At 62.4% G+C, this 13,923-nt stretch carries 14 protein-coding genes; 6 read left to right on the forward strand and 8 right to left on the reverse strand.

Features of this window, described 5'->3' with window-relative positions; all coding sequences use genetic code 11:
- Positions 1-106: 106 nt before the first annotated feature.
- The gene (locus tag AC0V2S_RS06880; RefSeq protein ID WP_475509097.1) at positions 107-1,417 is read left to right on the forward strand and encodes a PQQ-dependent sugar dehydrogenase; all 1,311 of its coding nucleotides are present in this window, start codon (positions 107-109) and stop codon (positions 1,415-1,417) included.
- Here AC0V2S_RS06880 and AC0V2S_RS06885 read toward each other — a convergent pair.
- Complete coding sequence (locus AC0V2S_RS06885; protein WP_475509098.1) at positions 1,401-2,690, reverse strand: MFS transporter; 1,290 nt, start codon at positions 2,688-2,690, stop codon at positions 1,401-1,403. The two genes, AC0V2S_RS06880 and AC0V2S_RS06885, sit on opposite strands and share 17 nt — an antisense overlap.
- A 297-nt stretch (positions 2,691-2,987) precedes the next feature.
- On the opposite strand from AC0V2S_RS06885, the gene AC0V2S_RS06890 reads away from it, so the two are divergent.
- From AC0V2S_RS06890 to AC0V2S_RS06900, 3 genes are all read left to right on the forward strand, one after another.
- Complete coding sequence (locus tag AC0V2S_RS06890; protein ID WP_108095192.1) at positions 2,988-3,386, forward strand: acyl-CoA thioesterase; 399 nt, start codon at positions 2,988-2,990, stop codon at positions 3,384-3,386.
- Positions 3,387-3,550: 164 nt separating this feature from the next.
- Complete coding sequence (locus AC0V2S_RS06895; RefSeq protein ID WP_475509099.1) at positions 3,551-4,447, forward strand: D-hexose-6-phosphate mutarotase; 897 nt, start codon at positions 3,551-3,553, stop codon at positions 4,445-4,447.
- Between the two features lie 153 nt (positions 4,448-4,600).
- Entirely contained in the window at positions 4,601-5,650 is a 1,050-nt protein-coding gene (locus AC0V2S_RS06900) for a GGDEF domain-containing protein (protein WP_475509100.1), read from the forward strand.
- On the opposite strand, the gene AC0V2S_RS06905 is transcribed toward AC0V2S_RS06900, so the two are convergent.
- From AC0V2S_RS06905 to AC0V2S_RS06915, 3 genes are all read right to left on the reverse strand, one after another.
- The gene (locus AC0V2S_RS06905) at positions 5,651-6,571 is read right to left on the reverse strand and encodes a ZIP family metal transporter (RefSeq protein WP_475509101.1); all 921 of its coding nucleotides are present in this window, start codon (positions 6,569-6,571) and stop codon (positions 5,651-5,653) included.
- Positions 6,572-6,668: 97 nt separating this feature from the next.
- On the reverse strand, positions 6,669-7,199 hold the full coding sequence (locus tag AC0V2S_RS06910) for a DUF3299 domain-containing protein (protein ID WP_475509102.1): 531 nt from the start codon (positions 7,197-7,199) through the stop codon (positions 6,669-6,671).
- A 38-nt stretch (positions 7,200-7,237) separates the two neighbouring features.
- Complete coding sequence (locus tag AC0V2S_RS06915; protein WP_475509331.1) at positions 7,238-8,002, reverse strand: sulfite exporter TauE/SafE family protein; 765 nt, start codon at positions 8,000-8,002, stop codon at positions 7,238-7,240.
- A 90-nt stretch (positions 8,003-8,092) separates the two neighbouring features.
- On the opposite strand from AC0V2S_RS06915, the gene AC0V2S_RS06920 reads away from it, so the two are divergent.
- Positions 8,093-8,977 (forward strand): LysR substrate-binding domain-containing protein, encoded by an 885-nt coding sequence (locus AC0V2S_RS06920; RefSeq protein WP_475509103.1) that lies wholly within the window; start codon positions 8,093-8,095, stop codon positions 8,975-8,977.
- Here AC0V2S_RS06920 and AC0V2S_RS06925 read toward each other — a convergent pair.
- From AC0V2S_RS06925 to AC0V2S_RS06940, 4 genes are all read right to left on the reverse strand, one after another.
- The gene (locus tag AC0V2S_RS06925) at positions 8,964-9,209 is read right to left on the reverse strand and encodes a GlsB/YeaQ/YmgE family stress response membrane protein (RefSeq protein ID WP_475509104.1); all 246 of its coding nucleotides are present in this window, start codon (positions 9,207-9,209) and stop codon (positions 8,964-8,966) included. The genes AC0V2S_RS06920 and AC0V2S_RS06925 overlap by 14 nt on opposite strands.
- Positions 9,210-9,407: 198 nt before the next feature.
- Positions 9,408-10,487, reverse strand: a complete 1,080-nt coding sequence (locus tag AC0V2S_RS06930) for a 5-(carboxyamino)imidazole ribonucleotide synthase (RefSeq protein ID WP_475509105.1) — start codon at positions 10,485-10,487, stop codon at positions 9,408-9,410.
- A gap of 63 nt (positions 10,488-10,550) precedes the next feature.
- Entirely contained in the window at positions 10,551-11,042 is a 492-nt protein-coding gene (gene purE / locus AC0V2S_RS06935; protein WP_475509106.1) for a 5-(carboxyamino)imidazole ribonucleotide mutase, read from the reverse strand.
- Between the two features lie 176 nt (positions 11,043-11,218).
- A complete protein-coding gene (locus AC0V2S_RS06940; RefSeq protein WP_475509107.1) occupies positions 11,219-12,121 on the reverse strand; it encodes a LysR substrate-binding domain-containing protein in 903 nt (300 codons plus the stop codon).
- A 173-nt stretch (positions 12,122-12,294) separates the two neighbouring features.
- Between AC0V2S_RS06940 and aspA the strand changes: the two genes are divergently transcribed.
- On the forward strand, positions 12,295-13,725 hold the full coding sequence (gene aspA / locus AC0V2S_RS06945; RefSeq protein WP_475509108.1) for an aspartate ammonia-lyase: 1,431 nt from the start codon (positions 12,295-12,297) through the stop codon (positions 13,723-13,725).
- Positions 13,726-13,923: the final 198 nt, after the last annotated feature.

Genomic DNA, 13,923 nt, shown 5'->3' on the forward strand with positions numbered 1-13,923 from the left:
GCTCCACCCAGTCCCAACTAGATATCCCCTTGCTACCTTTTCATAACAAGCAGATGAACACGTTGTCCTTAAATTGAGCCATTTGAAACGACCTGGAGACTGCCCGATGCAACTCGCTCGTTTACTGCCCTTCACCCTGCTCGCCATCGCGTGCAGCAGCTGCGCTGAAACCGCTCCGCAATCGGCTGCCGTCGGCTACGGCCCCAATCCACCCTTGCCGGCTCCCGAATCCAGCCTGGTGCCCACCGTAAATGTGGCCAAGGCGGTCGGCTGGGCCAAGGGCAGCATGCCTGTGGCGGCGGCAGGCACTCAGGTCAAGGCGTTTGCCGAAGGCCTTGATCACCCGCGCTGGCTGTACGTGTTGCCCAACGGCGATGTGCTGGTGGCCGAGAGCAACACGCCGCCGCCGGAGCAAGACCCAGGCTTTAGCATCAAGAACTTCGTCGCCGGCAAGATCATGGAAAAGGCCGGCGCCGGCGTACCGAGCGCTAACCGCATCACCCTGCTGCGCGATGCTGACCACGACGGTGTGGCGGAAGTAAAAACTGCTTTCCTGGAAAACCTGCACTCGCCGTTCGGGATGGTGCTGGTCGGTAACGACCTCTATATCGCCAACGCCAATGCCCTGGTGCGCGTGCCTTACGTGACCGGCCAAACGCAGATCAGCGAGCCGCCGACCCAGGTCACCGCCCTGCCCGCCGGGCTGAACCACCACTGGACCAAAAACGTGATCGCCAGTGCCGACGGCAAAAAGCTGTACGTCACGGTCGGCTCCAACAGCAACGTCGGCGAAAACGGCCTGGATATAGAAGAAGGCCGCGCCGCCATCTGGGAAGTGAATCCAACCAATGGCGACAAACGCCTGTTCGCCACCGGCCTGCGCAACCCCAACGGGCTGGCGTGGGAACCGAGCACCGGCAAACTCTGGACGGCGGTGAACGAGCGCGACGAGCTGGGCAATGACCTGGTGCCCGACTACATCACCTCGGTAAAAGACGGCGGCTTCTATGGCTGGCCCTACAGCTATTACGGTCAGCATGTGGATGATCGGGTAAAACCGCAGAACCCGGACCTGGTGGCTAAAGCGCTGGTGCCGGATTACGCCCTGGGGGCGCACACGGCGTCACTGGGTATCGTGTTTGGGGAGAAAAGCGCGCTGCCGGACCGCAAGGAAGGCTTGTTCGTGGCCCAGCACGGTTCGTGGAACCGCGACCCGCGTGCCGGCTACAAGGTGATCTTCGTGCCGTTCAGCGCCGGTATGCCCAAAGGCGAACCGGTGGATGTGCTGACCGGCTTCCTGAACGCTGAAGGCGAAGCCCAGGGCCGCCCGGTGGATGTCGCCAACGACAGCCAGGGCGCCCTGCTGGTGACCGACGATGTCGGCAATAAAGTGTGGCGAGTCAGCGCTTCGAAGTAAGCAGGTAGAGCCCCACGCAAAAGCCCACGCCGCACAGTGCGGCGACGTAGTAGGCCGGCCCGAGCGGGTCGGTCTTCAACAGCAGGGTGACCATCATCGGTGTCAGCCCGCCAAAGATCGCGTAGGCCAGGTTGTAGGAAAACGACAACCCGGAGAAACGCACCACCGGCGGGAAGGCATTCACCATCACGAACGGCACCGCGCCGATCATGCCTACAAACAACCCGGTCAACGCATACAGCGGGAACAGCCATTCCGGGTGCGCGCCGATGCGGGTGTAGAAGGTCCAGGAACTGGCCAGCAGCAACAGGCTGCCAATGATAAACACCCGGCTCGCGCCAAAGCGGTCCGCCAGGGCACCCGCGCCCACACAGCCCACACTCAGGAACACGATGGCCAGGCTATTGGCCTGCAACGCCGTGGCCGCAGTGAAGCCGTAAACGGTTTGCAGCAGGGTCGGGGTCATGAGGATGGCCACGATAATGCCGGCCGACAGCACCCAGGTGAGCAGCATCGACAACAGAATCGCGCCACGGTGATCACGCACCACGGCTTTGAGCGGTACTTCTTCGGCCAGCGCCTTGCGCTGCTGCAGCTCGGCGAACACCGGGGTTTCGTGCAGCCAGCGGCGCAGGTACACCGAGAGCAAACCAAACACACCGCCGAGCAGGAACGGCCCGCGCCAGCCGTAAGCCAGCAATTCTTCGGGGGTGAACAGGCTGTTGAACAGGGTGGCCACCAACGAACCCAGCAGAATGCCGGCAGTCAGGCCCGAGGTCAGGGTGCCGCAGGCGTAGCCGATATGCCGCTGCGGCACATGCTCGGCGACAAACACCCAGGCGCCCGGCACTTCACCGCCAATGGCGGCGCCCTGAATCACCCGCAACAGCAGCAGGGCAATCGGCGCCCACATGCCGATTTGCGCGTAGGTGGGCAGCAAGCCCATCAGCAAGGTCGGTACGGCCATCATGAAAATGCTCAGGGTGAACATCTTCTTGCGTCCCAGCAGGTCGCCAAAGTGGGCCATCACGATGCCGCCCAATGGGCGCGCCAGGTAGCCGGCGGCGAAGATGCCGAAGGTTTGCATCTGGCGCAGCCACTCGGGCATTTCCGCCGGGAAGAACAGCTTGCCGACCACGGCCGCGAAGAACACGAAAATAATGAAGTCGTAAAACTCCAGCGCACCGCCCAGGGCAGACAGCGACAGAGTTTTGTAATCGCTGCGGGTGAGCGGACGAGTAGAGGGAGTGGTCGGCACGGCGGCGGTGGACATAAATAGGCTTCTCATCGGCTGAAAGCGCAGCCACAGCGGGCGCAAGCCCCGCGCGGCAGGCGCGCACGATAGCAAATTGCACACAGAAACCGTAGGTTGCGTAGTTTTCGGTCAATTCGAAGACTGCGTAGTCGTGCTAGGCGCGAAGCCTATATATACTGCGCCCTGTCTGCGTCTGGCCCCGGCTAGAGCGGCCGGGTCTTCTGCGAACCCAACTTGCGGCCTGTTAGCCGAGTGAGCAGTCAAGCCCGAGACTGGCCACATCCAATAAGAGTGACGGGCAAGAGGCACCAACGCATGATCGAACTCGAACAAGAAGACCCAACCCCGCAGGGCGATCTGGCGCTGCAAATTACCGCGCTCCCCCGCGAAACCAACGGGTTTGGCGATATTTACGGCGGCTGGCTGGTCTCGCAGATGGACCTCGCCGGCACCGCGATGGCCAGTAAGGTTGCCGGCGGGCGGGTATCCACCGTCGCCATCGACCGCATGGCCTTTCTGGTACCGGTCGCCGTCGGCGCGCAGCTCTCCTTCTATAGCCAAACCCTGGAAATCGGCCGCAGCTCGATCCAGATGCTGGTGGAAGTGTGGAGCGATGACCCGCTCTCCAGCGAATGGCGCAAGGTGACCGAAGCAGTATTCGTGTTTGTTGCCATCGACGGCAGCGGCCGTACGCGGCCTGTGCCACGGCGTTAAGTCCCAACTCAGTCATGCTCCCCTCGCCCACGTGTGGGAGAGGGGCTGGGGGAGAGGGCCGGGCGTAACGCCATCGCAAGACCGAGTCGCCTGCCACCCTCTCCCCAACCCTCTCCCGCCAGCGGGAGAGGGGGTTAAAAACTTCAGAACCGGAGCCCCGCCCTATGCCCACCGCCGCCCCTCAGGTCGAACGTATCGAGTTGGATGAACTGGTGTGCTGGCGCGTTCGCACCGCACAGGCGGAATTACTGGTGGCGCAACAGGGCGCGCAGGTGCTGCGCTATCAACCCCATGGGCAGCAGCCGGTTATCTGGCTAAGCGAAGAAGCCGCCTATAAAAAAGGCCAATCAGTGCGCGGCGGCGTGCCCGTGTGCTGGCCATGGTTTGGCGACCTCGCGCGCAACCCTGAACCCATTCAACAGCAGCACGCCGGCGGCGCGGCACCCGCCCATGGCCTGGTACGCGGCCTGGACTGGCAGCTGCAAGGCATCGACAGCGACGAAACCAGCGTCAGCCTGCGTTTCAGCTTCCCCACGCACACCCTGGCCACGCTGCCCAAAGGCATCGAACTCAGCTTCGACGTGCGCCTCGACGAACGCCTGACCCTCAGCCTCACCACCCGCAACACCGGCAGCCAGCCGCTGACCCTGAGCCAGGCGCTGCACACCTACTTTGCCGTCGCCGATATTCACCAGGCGCGCATCGAAGGCCTCGACCAGACCCGCTATATCGAAACCCTGGAAGACTGGCAGCAGCGCCGGCAACAGGGCGACGTCACCTTTGCCGGCGAGACCGACCGCATCTACCTGGATATTCCCGCGCAGCTGAGCATTCTCGACCCGCTGTGGCAGCGCCGCATTCACCTGGCCAGCAGCGGCTCGCGCTCGGCGGTGGTGTGGAACCCGTGGATAGACAAGGCCCAGCGCCTCAGCCAGTTCGCCGATGACGCCTGGCCCACCATGCTGTGCATTGAAACGGCCAATGTGCTGGATGACATCGTGACCGTGGCGCCGGGTGCCGAGCACGTTATGGCTGTCACCTTGTGGTCTGACTCTCTATAGATGATGGGTTTCGGCTTCGCCTCGCCTGCGCGGCCCGACCCATCCTACCCAAGGCATTTCGCGGCACCTTCCACGCTTTAGGTAGTGGCCCCTTGCCAATAACCCCGCGCTGTATTGCAATGCGCGATCACTCGAATCGCAGTGTTCGGCCCCATGCTCATCAAATTTGGTGTATCCGCCGGCAAGAACGGCCTGGAAGAAACAGGCAAGCGCTCGCTTATGCGCCTGATTCTGGTCAGCACGGGCCTGGTGCTCACCAGCTTCGCCATCCTGCAATTTCTCGCCGGTAACCCCCTGACCGCCACTTTTGAACTGGTTGCCAGCACCGTGCTGGTGTGGGGCGGCTGGAAAATTGTCAGCGCGCGTCACCTGGTGCCGTGGATCTACCTGTTTCTGGTGCCGACCTTCTGCTTCCTGCTCTACATCATCGTGATGCCCGCGGCCTCCACCACGGCCTATGTGTGGATTTACATCATTCCGTTGCTGTCGTATCTGCTGCTCGGCCGGGTACGCGGATTTCTGCTGACCACTCCGTTCGCCCTGGCCGCCATTGGCCTGTATTTCCACCGTTTCCCTCTGCCCGACACCTCTGCCGGCATGATCGACATCCTTAACGCCGTGCTCTGCGGCGTGATGATCGTCATCTTCGTGCACCTCTACGAAGCCCGTCGCGCCGCCGCTTACGAAGAGCTTGAACGGCAGGCGCAGACCGACGCGCTCACCGGCGTTGCCAGCCGTGGCAGTTTCCAGCAGGCGTTGGAGCGCAGCATTCTGGAAGGCGAGCGCAGTGGGTTGCCGTTGGTGCTGGTGATCATGGACGTCGACCATTTCAAGCGGGTCAACGATTGCTGGGGGCACGATGCCGGTGACAAGGCGCTGATCCATATCTGCGAAGGCTTGCTGCTGCGCCTGCGGGTAACCGACAGCCTGGGGCGCCTGGGCGGCGAAGAATTTGGCCTGATTTTGCGCAACACCGATCTGGCTGCGGCTACGCCGCTGGTGGAAACCCTGCGCCAGCAGATCGCCAACCATGCGTTGCAGTACGGCAATGAAAGCATTCCGCTGTCGGCGACCTTCGGCCTGGCGCAGTGGCCGGCCGATGGGCATAGCGCCAGTGAGCTGTACCGCTGCGCGGATCAGCGGCTGTATCGCGGCAAAGAGTTGGGGCGCAATCGGCTGGTGCTCAGCAGCACCGTGCCGTAATCAGCCCAACGCGGTATCCAGAAACATCATCACCGCAAACCCCGCCATCAGCCCCAAAGTCGCCGGCGTCTGGTGACCATTGCGATGGGTTTCCGGAATCACTTCGTGGGACACCACAAAAATCATCGCCCCGGCCGCCAGGCCCATGGCAATCGGGTACGCCAGGGCAAACCCGCTCGAGACGCCAATCCCGATCAACGCGCCCAACGGCTCCATAGCCCCGCTGAGAATCGCCAGCACGGCCGCCTTCACCGACGACATGCCGGTGGCGCGCAACGCCATGGCCACGGCCAGACCTTCAGGAATGTCCTGAATGGCGATGGCGGTGGTCAGCGGCAGGCCGACGCTCATATCGCCGCCGGCAAAGCTGACGCCAATGGCCATGCCTTCAGGAATGTTGTGCAGCGTCACCGCCAATACAAACAACCACACGCGGTTGATGCGCTCGGCCTCCGGGCCGCAGGGGCCGGTGCTGTCGTGTTCATGGGGAGTGAAGCGGTCCAGGCCGAGCATCAGCAATACGCCAAGACCCAGGCCGACCACCACGGTGAGCGCCGCCATCGGCCCGTTGCCGGTGATTTCCTTGGCCGCAGCCAAGCCCGGCAGAATCAGCGAGAAGGAGCTGGCGGCGAGCATCATGCCGGCGGCAAAGCCGAGCATGGTGTCTTGGGTTCGGGCTTTGATCGAACCCAGCGCCAGGGCAAACACAGCGCCCGCCGCCGTGGCGCCAAACCCGGCCAGGCCGCCGAGCAAGGCGTAATTGAGGTGGCCCGAGCCGTCGCCCTGGAAAGCGTTGTAGATGCTGATCACCACCAGTACGACCACCGCCAGGCCGGCAGCGCCGAAGCCCAAGGTGGTGAACGGGTGGGTGTGGGCCTGGTTTACCCAGGCGTTACGCATGGCATTCAGGGAAGTCGGCATAACGGCAACCAGCGGCAAATGAACTGGTTGCCAGACTAAAACCTATCGGCGCCTTCTGGCCATAAGAAAAAATCTATTACTCGCTTACATTCTCTATTTATAAGTCAGCTTCGGTGACCGCGCGCACGTTGCTGGCATCCAGCGCGTAGGCGGCATCGGCCAGGTCATTGCTGACCTTTTCTACCTTCAACGTGCCGGTCACCCACAGCGGGTTATAGATGTCGTTGAGTTTGAGGCCCTTGGGATAACGCACCAGCACCATCTGATTCGGCGGCGGTGGCGGCACGTGAATGCAGGCGCCCGGGTACGGCACGAGGAAAAACAGGGTGGCGCGGCCCTTGGCGTCGGTTTCCAGCGGCACCGGGTAGCCGCCGATGCGGATGTTCTTGTTGTTCATTTCGGCGACGGTTTTGGTGGAATACATCACCGCCGGCAGGCCCTTCTCCTGCTTCAAACCGCCTTTGCTGTTGAAGGTGCCGTCGCCTTCCGGGGTGTTGTGGCTGATCTCGGGCATGTCTTCGAGCGCCTTTTGATCGGACTTGGGCATCAGCGACAACCAGTCGGTTTCCGGGAGCTGCGCGTGGGCGAAACCACTGAGTAACAGCAGGCTGAACAATAAGCGGCGCATGAGAAAACTCGGGCGGGAGGGGAAAGCCGGCGAGTCTATCAGCCGGCTATCAAGAGGTGCAGAGCCAGCAGGGCCAGACCGATAAAGAACACCTTTTTGAACAGTGCGGCGCTAATGCATTGGCGCAACCATTGGCCCAACACCATCCCGGCCAGCGCCGGCAGTAAGGCAATAAAGGACGCACCCAGCTCTGCACCGCCCACTTCACCGCGCCAGAACAGGCCGGCACCCAAAGCCAGCGTGGAGACGGTGAACGACACGCCCAACGCCTGCACCAGCTCATTGCGCTGCAACCCCAACGCTTGCAGATACGGCACGGCGGGAATCACGAAGACGCCGGTGGCCGCCGTCACGATGCCGGTCAGCAACCCGCACAGCGGCCCCAGCCAGCGCTCCCAGCTCGCCGGGATCCGCAGCGGCGGCAGCAGCAAACCGCTTAACGCGTACAGCAGCAGCGCGGCGCCCAACGCGCGGGTCATAGATTGCCCGCTGCCCATGCCCAGCCAGGCCGTACCCAATCCGGTACCGAGCACGACCATCAGCAGCATCGGCCACAACCGCACTAGCAACGCCTGCAACGCACCGCCAAAGGCCAGCTGCCACAGGTTGGTTACAGTCGACGGCACCAGCAGCAGCGCCGCAGCCTGTGGCGGCAACATAGCCACGCTAAGCAAGCCCATGGCGACGGTGGGCAAGCCCAGGCCGATCACGCCCTTCACGGTGCCGGCGAGCAGAAAGGTGACCAGCACCAGCAGCGACAGGCCAAGGCCCAGGTGTTGATAAAAATCGAGGTAGGTCGTCATGGCGTTATGGTGCGGCGGCGCGGCGCTGATGAAAATCGGCAAGTGGCAGAGCCTGCCTCTGGCATAGACTGAGGCTTAGGAGGAACGCCAATGCACTTTGATCTGATCGACCTGCGCCTGTTTGTGCGCATTCTCGAGGCCGGCACCATCACCGCCGGTGCCGAGCGCTGCCATCTCACGCTGGCCTCGGCCAGTGCGCGGATTCGCGCGATGGAGGACTCGCTGGGTACGCCGCTGCTGGAACGCGGGCGCCGTGGAGTTACCGCCACGGCGGCCGGCACGGCTCTGTCCCGGCATGGGCGATTGATCATGCAGCAGGTCGAGCATTTGCAGTTCGACCTGGCCGACTACGCACAGGGCTTCAAAGGCCAGGTGCGGTTGCTGTGCAACACGTCAGCGCTCAGCGAATACCTGCCGGAGGTGCTGGCCGACTTTCTCGCCAGCCATCCGCATATCGATATCGACCTGCAGGAGCAGCCGAGCCTGCGCATCTTGCATGGCATCCGTCAGGGCGCGGCAGATATCGGCATCATCTCCGATGCCGTGGACAGCAGCGGCCTGCAAACCCGCCCGTTTCGCCGCGACCCGCTGGCACTGGTGATGCCGCTGGAGCATCCGCTTGCCGGGCGCAAGGCCGTGCACTTCAGCGAAACGCTAGACCATGAATTTGTCGGCCTGGCGCTAAACAGCGCGCTGGCGATTTACCTGGAAGAACAGGCACTGCATGCCGGCCGGCGCTTGCGCATTCGGGTGCGGGCAGAGAGTTTTGATGGGGTGTTGCGCATGGTGGCGCGTGGCGCGGGGTTGGGCGTGGTGCCCCAGGCAGCGATTGAACGCTGGCAAGGCACGAAAGGATTTAGCAGCGTGGCGCTAAGCGATCCGTGGGCACAGCGCACGTTGCTGCTGTGCGCCACGGACTTTGCCGCCCTGCCCGGTTATGCCCGGACGTTGCTGGAGGCGCTTACTTCTTCTTAACGATGCTGTAGATCACCAACAGAATGATCGCGCCGACCACCGCACCGACAAAGCCTGCACCCTCGCCTGCGTGGTACAGGCCCAGCGCTTGGCCGCCGTAAGTGGCTGCCAACGAGCCGGCGATGCCGAGCAGAATGGTCATGATCCAGCCCATGCTGTCGTCGCCAGGCTTGAGGAAACGAGCGATCAGGCCCGCAAAGAAACCAATAAAGATGGTGCCGATAATGCCCATGGGAACTCCTTACTCAATGGCAAGCGCCAACAGTGGCGCCTTGAGATCAGAGGATAGGGGACGGGGGAGGTTCCATGTTTGAAGAGCCGCGTTCAATCCGGAATTCTGGATCCCAGCCTGCGCTGGGATGACGGAGTTCGGCATAAAAACCTCCGTCACCCCCGCGAAGGCGGGGGTCCAGAATCCAGAGGCCAGCGCCTATTTGATCAGCGCCTGCACCTTGGCCACTTGCGCATCCAACGTCGCGCGGTCGGCACTGCGCACAGTCGCATGCCCTACCTTGCGGCCGACCTTGAACGCCTTGCCGTAGTGATGCAGATGGCAATCGTCGATCGCGATCACCTGCTCCACCGCCGGCACTTCGCCGATGAAATTGAGCATGGCGCTTTCACCCAGTTTGGCGGTCGAACCCAGCGGCAAACCGGCTACGGCACGCAGGTGGTTTTCGAACTGGCTGCACTCGGCGCCTTCGATGGTCCAGTGCCCGGAGTTATGCACACGCGGGGCAATTTCGTTGGCCTTGAGGCCACCGTCGACTTCGAAGAATTCGAAGGCCAACACGCCGACGTAATCGAGCTTGGTCAACACGCGGCTCACGTAGTCTTCGGCCAGCGCTTGCAGCGGGTGCGCGGTGCTGGCGATGGACAGGCAAAGAATGCCGTTCACATGGGTGTTGTGCACCAGCGGGTAGAAACGGGTTTCGCCATCGCGGGCACGCACGGCCACCAGCGACACTTCGCCGCTAAACGGCACAAAACCTTCCAGCAGGCACGGCACGCTGCCGAGTTCGGCAAAAGTGCCGACCACATCTTCCGGCTTGCGCAGCACTTTCTGGCCCTTGCCGTCGTAACCCAAGGTGCGGGTTTTCAGCACGGCCGGCAGGCCGATGCTGGCGACAGCAGCGTCAAGGTCAGCCTGGGATTGGATATCGGCGAACTCGGGCGTGGGAATGCCCAGCTCACGGAACATGCTTTTTTCGAACCAGCGATCGCGGGCGATACGCAGCGCTTCGGCGCTCGGGTACACCGGCACGAATTGCGAGAGAAAGGCCACGGTTTCGGCCGGTACGCTTTCGAATTCGAAGGTGACCAGGTCCACTTCGTCGGCCAGTTGGCGCAAATGGTCCTGGTCATTGTAATCGGCGCGCAGGTGCTCGCCGAGGGCGCCGGCACAGGCGTCTGGCGCCGGGTCGAGAAAGGCGAAGTTCATGCCCAGCGGCGTGCCTGCCAGAGCCAACATGCGACCCAGTTGGCCGCCACCGATTACACCGATTTTCATCTCAACAGCCCTATTCGAACTCACATACAGCGGCGCTCGGCACCGCGTAAAACCCACGGCCTATCAGGCGATGCGCGGGTCCGGGTTTTCCAGCACGGTGTCCGTCTGCTCGGTACGGAATTGCTTCAGCGCGGCATGGAACTCAGGGTGCTGGTGACCGAGGATGCTGGCCGCCAGCAGGGCCGCGTTCACTGCGCCGGCCTTGCCGATAGCCAGGGTGGCGACCGGAATACCGGCCGGCATCTGCACGATCGACAGCAGCGAATCGACGCCCGAAAGCATCGACGACTGCACCGGCACGCCCAGCACCGGCAGGTGCGTTTTGGCCGCGCACATACCTGGCAAATGGGCCGCGCCGCCGGCACCGGCGATAATCACCTGAATGCCTCGGCCTTCGGCTTCTTCTGCGTATTGAAAGAGTAAATCCGGCGTGCGGTGAGCGGAGACAACCTTCACTTCGTAAGGAATGCCCAGCTTCTCCAGCATATCGGCGGTATGGCTAAGGGTGGACCAATCGGACTTGGAGCCCATGATCACGCCAACCAGTACGCTCATCGTCGTGCCTCTTCTCATTGGCGCCTGTCGGCGCGGCAAAAACTAACAAGCCACGCTGGAAAACCAGGCGTGGCTTGTATGCGAAGACCGGAGCGGAGCCGGCCAAAGGCCGCGCAGTATAACGTAAAGGTTGGCGCTGGGAGTACCCGCGAAAAGTGACCGTTTAGCGGGGCATTCTACGATCCCGCGCCGGCTTCAAGCTTGCGCCACAGTAGGCGGATCGCGGCCTTGCGCACCAACGCACAGCGGTACAACCGAATCTCTAGCGGCAACTGCCACTGCGGTCCGCCGCATTCCACCAACTCACCTCGAGCCAGTTCAGCACCAATGCTCAGCCGCGGCACCCACGCCACACCCAACCCTTGCAGCGCCATGCTTTTCAAACTGTCGGCCATCGCCGTTTCATACACGGTGGTGGAACGCAGCCCGCGCTGGCGCAGCAGCGCATTTACCGAGCGCCCGAGAAACGCCCCAGCGCTATAAGCCAGCAACGGCACACTCTGCCCGCTCTCCAAATCGAACAGCGCTTTTCCGTCGGCATCCACACCGCACACCGGCAGCATTTCGCTGCGCCCGAGCAGCATCGACGGAAAGATTTCCGGGTCCATCTGCAGCGCGGCATCGGGGTCGTAAAACGCCAGAATCAAATCGCACGCGCCTTCGCGCAATGCATGCACCGCCTCGCCGACGTTGGTGGCCACCAGGCGGCTGGCGATATTCAGCCCTTCATTACGCAACCGCGCGATCCACGCCGGGAAGTAGCTCAGCGCCAGCGAGTGCGCGGCGGCAAATTGCAGCACTTCGCCCTGCTGACCCTCCAAATGGTGAAGGTGACGCACCACTTCACCCAACTGCTCGATCACGCTTCGCGCGGTGACCAGAAACAATTGCCCGGCTTCGGTCAGCTCCACGGGGGTGCGTGAACGGTTCACCAACGTGAGGCCCAGCGACTCTTCCAAGCTGCGAATTCGCCGGCTAAACGCCGGCTGGGTAACAAAGCGCTTTTGCGCCGCCTGGGAAAAACTGCGGGTGCCGGCCAGGGTGACAAAGTCTTCCAGCCATTTGCTTTCGAGGTTCATGGGATCTCCGTCGCGATACCGCTTATTACGCTCGCCGACAAGCGGCAGTCACACCTGCATTATGCCGTTTGTGCATACCCCAGTATCTAACAGCATTGGCCATAAAAACCGCTCAGCCCTAGTCTAGCCTGCATCGCGGCCTAGCCCGTGCCTACCCTGAGATGAACCTCATCATGTCCCCCGTTGCATCATCGCGCATCGAAAAAGATCTGCTTGGTACCCTCGAAGTTCCTTCCGACGCTTACTACGGCATCCAGACCCTACGGGCTGTGCACAACTTCCGCCTGTCCGGCGTGACGCTGTCGCACTACCCGAAATTGGTGGTAGCGCTGGCGATGGTCAAACAGGCTGCCGCCGACGCCAACCGTGAATTAGGCCACCTGAGCCCAGCCAAACACGCGGCCATCAGCGAAGCCTGCGCCCGTCTGGTACGCGGCGAGTTTCACGATCAATTTGTGGTCGACATGATTCAAGGCGGTGCCGGTACTTCGACCAACATGAATGCCAACGAGGTAATCGCCAACATCGCCCTTGAAGCCATGGGCCACAACAAGGGCGAGTACCAATACCTGCACCCCAACAATGACGTGAACATGGCGCAGTCCACCAACGACGCCTACCCCACCGCCATTCGCCTGGGCCTGCTGCTCGGCCACGACACGTTGCTCGCCAGCCTCGACAGCCTGATTCAGGCATTCGCCACCAAAGGTCAGGAATTCAGCCACGTACTGAAGATGGGCCGCACCCAGCTGCAAGACGCCGTGCCGATGACCCTCGGCCAGGAGTTCCGCGCCTTCGCCACCACTCTCGGTGAAGACCTGGCGCGCCTGAAAAGCCTGGCGCCGGAACTGCTCACCGAAGTGAACCTGGGCGGTACCGCCATCGGCACCGGCATCAACGCCGACCCGCGTTACCAGCACCTGGCCGTAGAGCGCCTGGCGCTGATCAGCGGCCAACCGCTGGTGCCGGCTGCCGACCTGATTGAAGCCACCTCGGACATGGGCGCCTTCGTGCTGTTCTCCGGCATGCTCAAACGCACCGCGGTCAAACTTTCGAAGATTTGCAACGACCTGCGCCTGCTCTCCAGCGGCCCGCGCACCGGCATCAACGAAATCAATCTGCCGGCGCGTCAGCCGGGCAGCTCGATCATGCCCGGCAAGGTCAACCCGGTAATTCCGGAAGCGGTGAACCAGGTGGCCTTCGAAGTGATCGGCAACGACCTGGCCCTGACCATGGCGGCCGAAGGTGGCCAGTTGCAACTGAACGTGATGGAGCCCCTGATCGCCTACAAGATCTTCGACTCGATCCGCCTGCTGCAACGCGCCATGGACATGCTGCGCGAGCACTGCATCGTCGGCATCACCGCCAACGAAGCGCGCTGCCGCGAACTGGTGGAAAGCTCCATCGGCCTGATCACCGCCCTCAACCCCTATATCGGCTACGAGAACGCCACGCGCATTGCCAAGCAGGCGCTGGAAAGCGGGCGTGGGGTGTTGGAGTTGGTGCGTGAAGAGCAGCTGCTGGACGACGCCAGCCTGGCGGAGATTCTGCGCCCCGAGAACATGATTGCGCCGCGCTTGGTGCCGCTGAAAGCGGCGGTCTGACGGCTACACGGTTTTACAGTCACCAGGCATTGGGGCCACTCATCCCAAGCCCTTCAAGGAGATACGGTTTAGGCCGTGTCTCCTTTTTTATGCCCGCACAAACGCAAACCTTGTAGGAGCGAGCTTGCTCGCCAAGCCCTTGATCTGAGAGCTTCGCCAGCAAGCTGGCTCCTACAAAATAAAAGGCTCCGCGCCGCC

The organism is Pseudomonas sp. CC11G, from assembly GCF_056174845.1.

Bases quoted from the DNA above. Each gene is read 5' to 3' on its own strand.
- AC0V2S_RS06880 (WP_475509097.1), top strand. From the start codon at position 107: ATGCAACTCGCTCGTTTACTGCCCTTCACCCTGCTCGCCATCGCGTGC.
- AC0V2S_RS06885 (WP_475509098.1), bottom strand. From the start codon at position 2,690: ATGTCCACCGCCGCCGTGCCGACCACTCCCTCTACTCGTCCGCTCACC.
- AC0V2S_RS06890 (WP_108095192.1), top strand. From the start codon at position 2,988: ATGATCGAACTCGAACAAGAAGACCCAACCCCGCAGGGCGATCTGGCG.
- AC0V2S_RS06895 (WP_475509099.1), top strand. From the start codon at position 3,551: ATGCCCACCGCCGCCCCTCAGGTCGAACGTATCGAGTTGGATGAACTG.
- AC0V2S_RS06900 (WP_475509100.1), top strand. From the start codon at position 4,601: ATGCTCATCAAATTTGGTGTATCCGCCGGCAAGAACGGCCTGGAAGAA.
- AC0V2S_RS06905 (WP_475509101.1), bottom strand. From the start codon at position 6,571: ATGCCGACTTCCCTGAATGCCATGCGTAACGCCTGGGTAAACCAGGCC.
- AC0V2S_RS06910 (WP_475509102.1), bottom strand. From the start codon at position 7,199: ATGCGCCGCTTATTGTTCAGCCTGCTGTTACTCAGTGGTTTCGCCCAC.
- AC0V2S_RS06915 (WP_475509331.1), bottom strand. From the start codon at position 8,002: ATGACGACCTACCTCGATTTTTATCAACACCTGGGCCTTGGCCTGTCG.
- AC0V2S_RS06920 (WP_475509103.1), top strand. From the start codon at position 8,093: ATGCACTTTGATCTGATCGACCTGCGCCTGTTTGTGCGCATTCTCGAG.
- AC0V2S_RS06925 (WP_475509104.1), bottom strand. From the start codon at position 9,209: ATGGGCATTATCGGCACCATCTTTATTGGTTTCTTTGCGGGCCTGATC.
- AC0V2S_RS06930 (WP_475509105.1), bottom strand. From the start codon at position 10,487: ATGAAAATCGGTGTAATCGGTGGCGGCCAACTGGGTCGCATGTTGGCT.
- purE (WP_475509106.1), bottom strand. From the start codon at position 11,042: ATGAGCGTACTGGTTGGCGTGATCATGGGCTCCAAGTCCGATTGGTCC.
- AC0V2S_RS06940 (WP_475509107.1), bottom strand. From the start codon at position 12,121: ATGAACCTCGAAAGCAAATGGCTGGAAGACTTTGTCACCCTGGCCGGC.
- aspA (WP_475509108.1), top strand. From the start codon at position 12,295: ATGTCCCCCGTTGCATCATCGCGCATCGAAAAAGATCTGCTTGGTACC.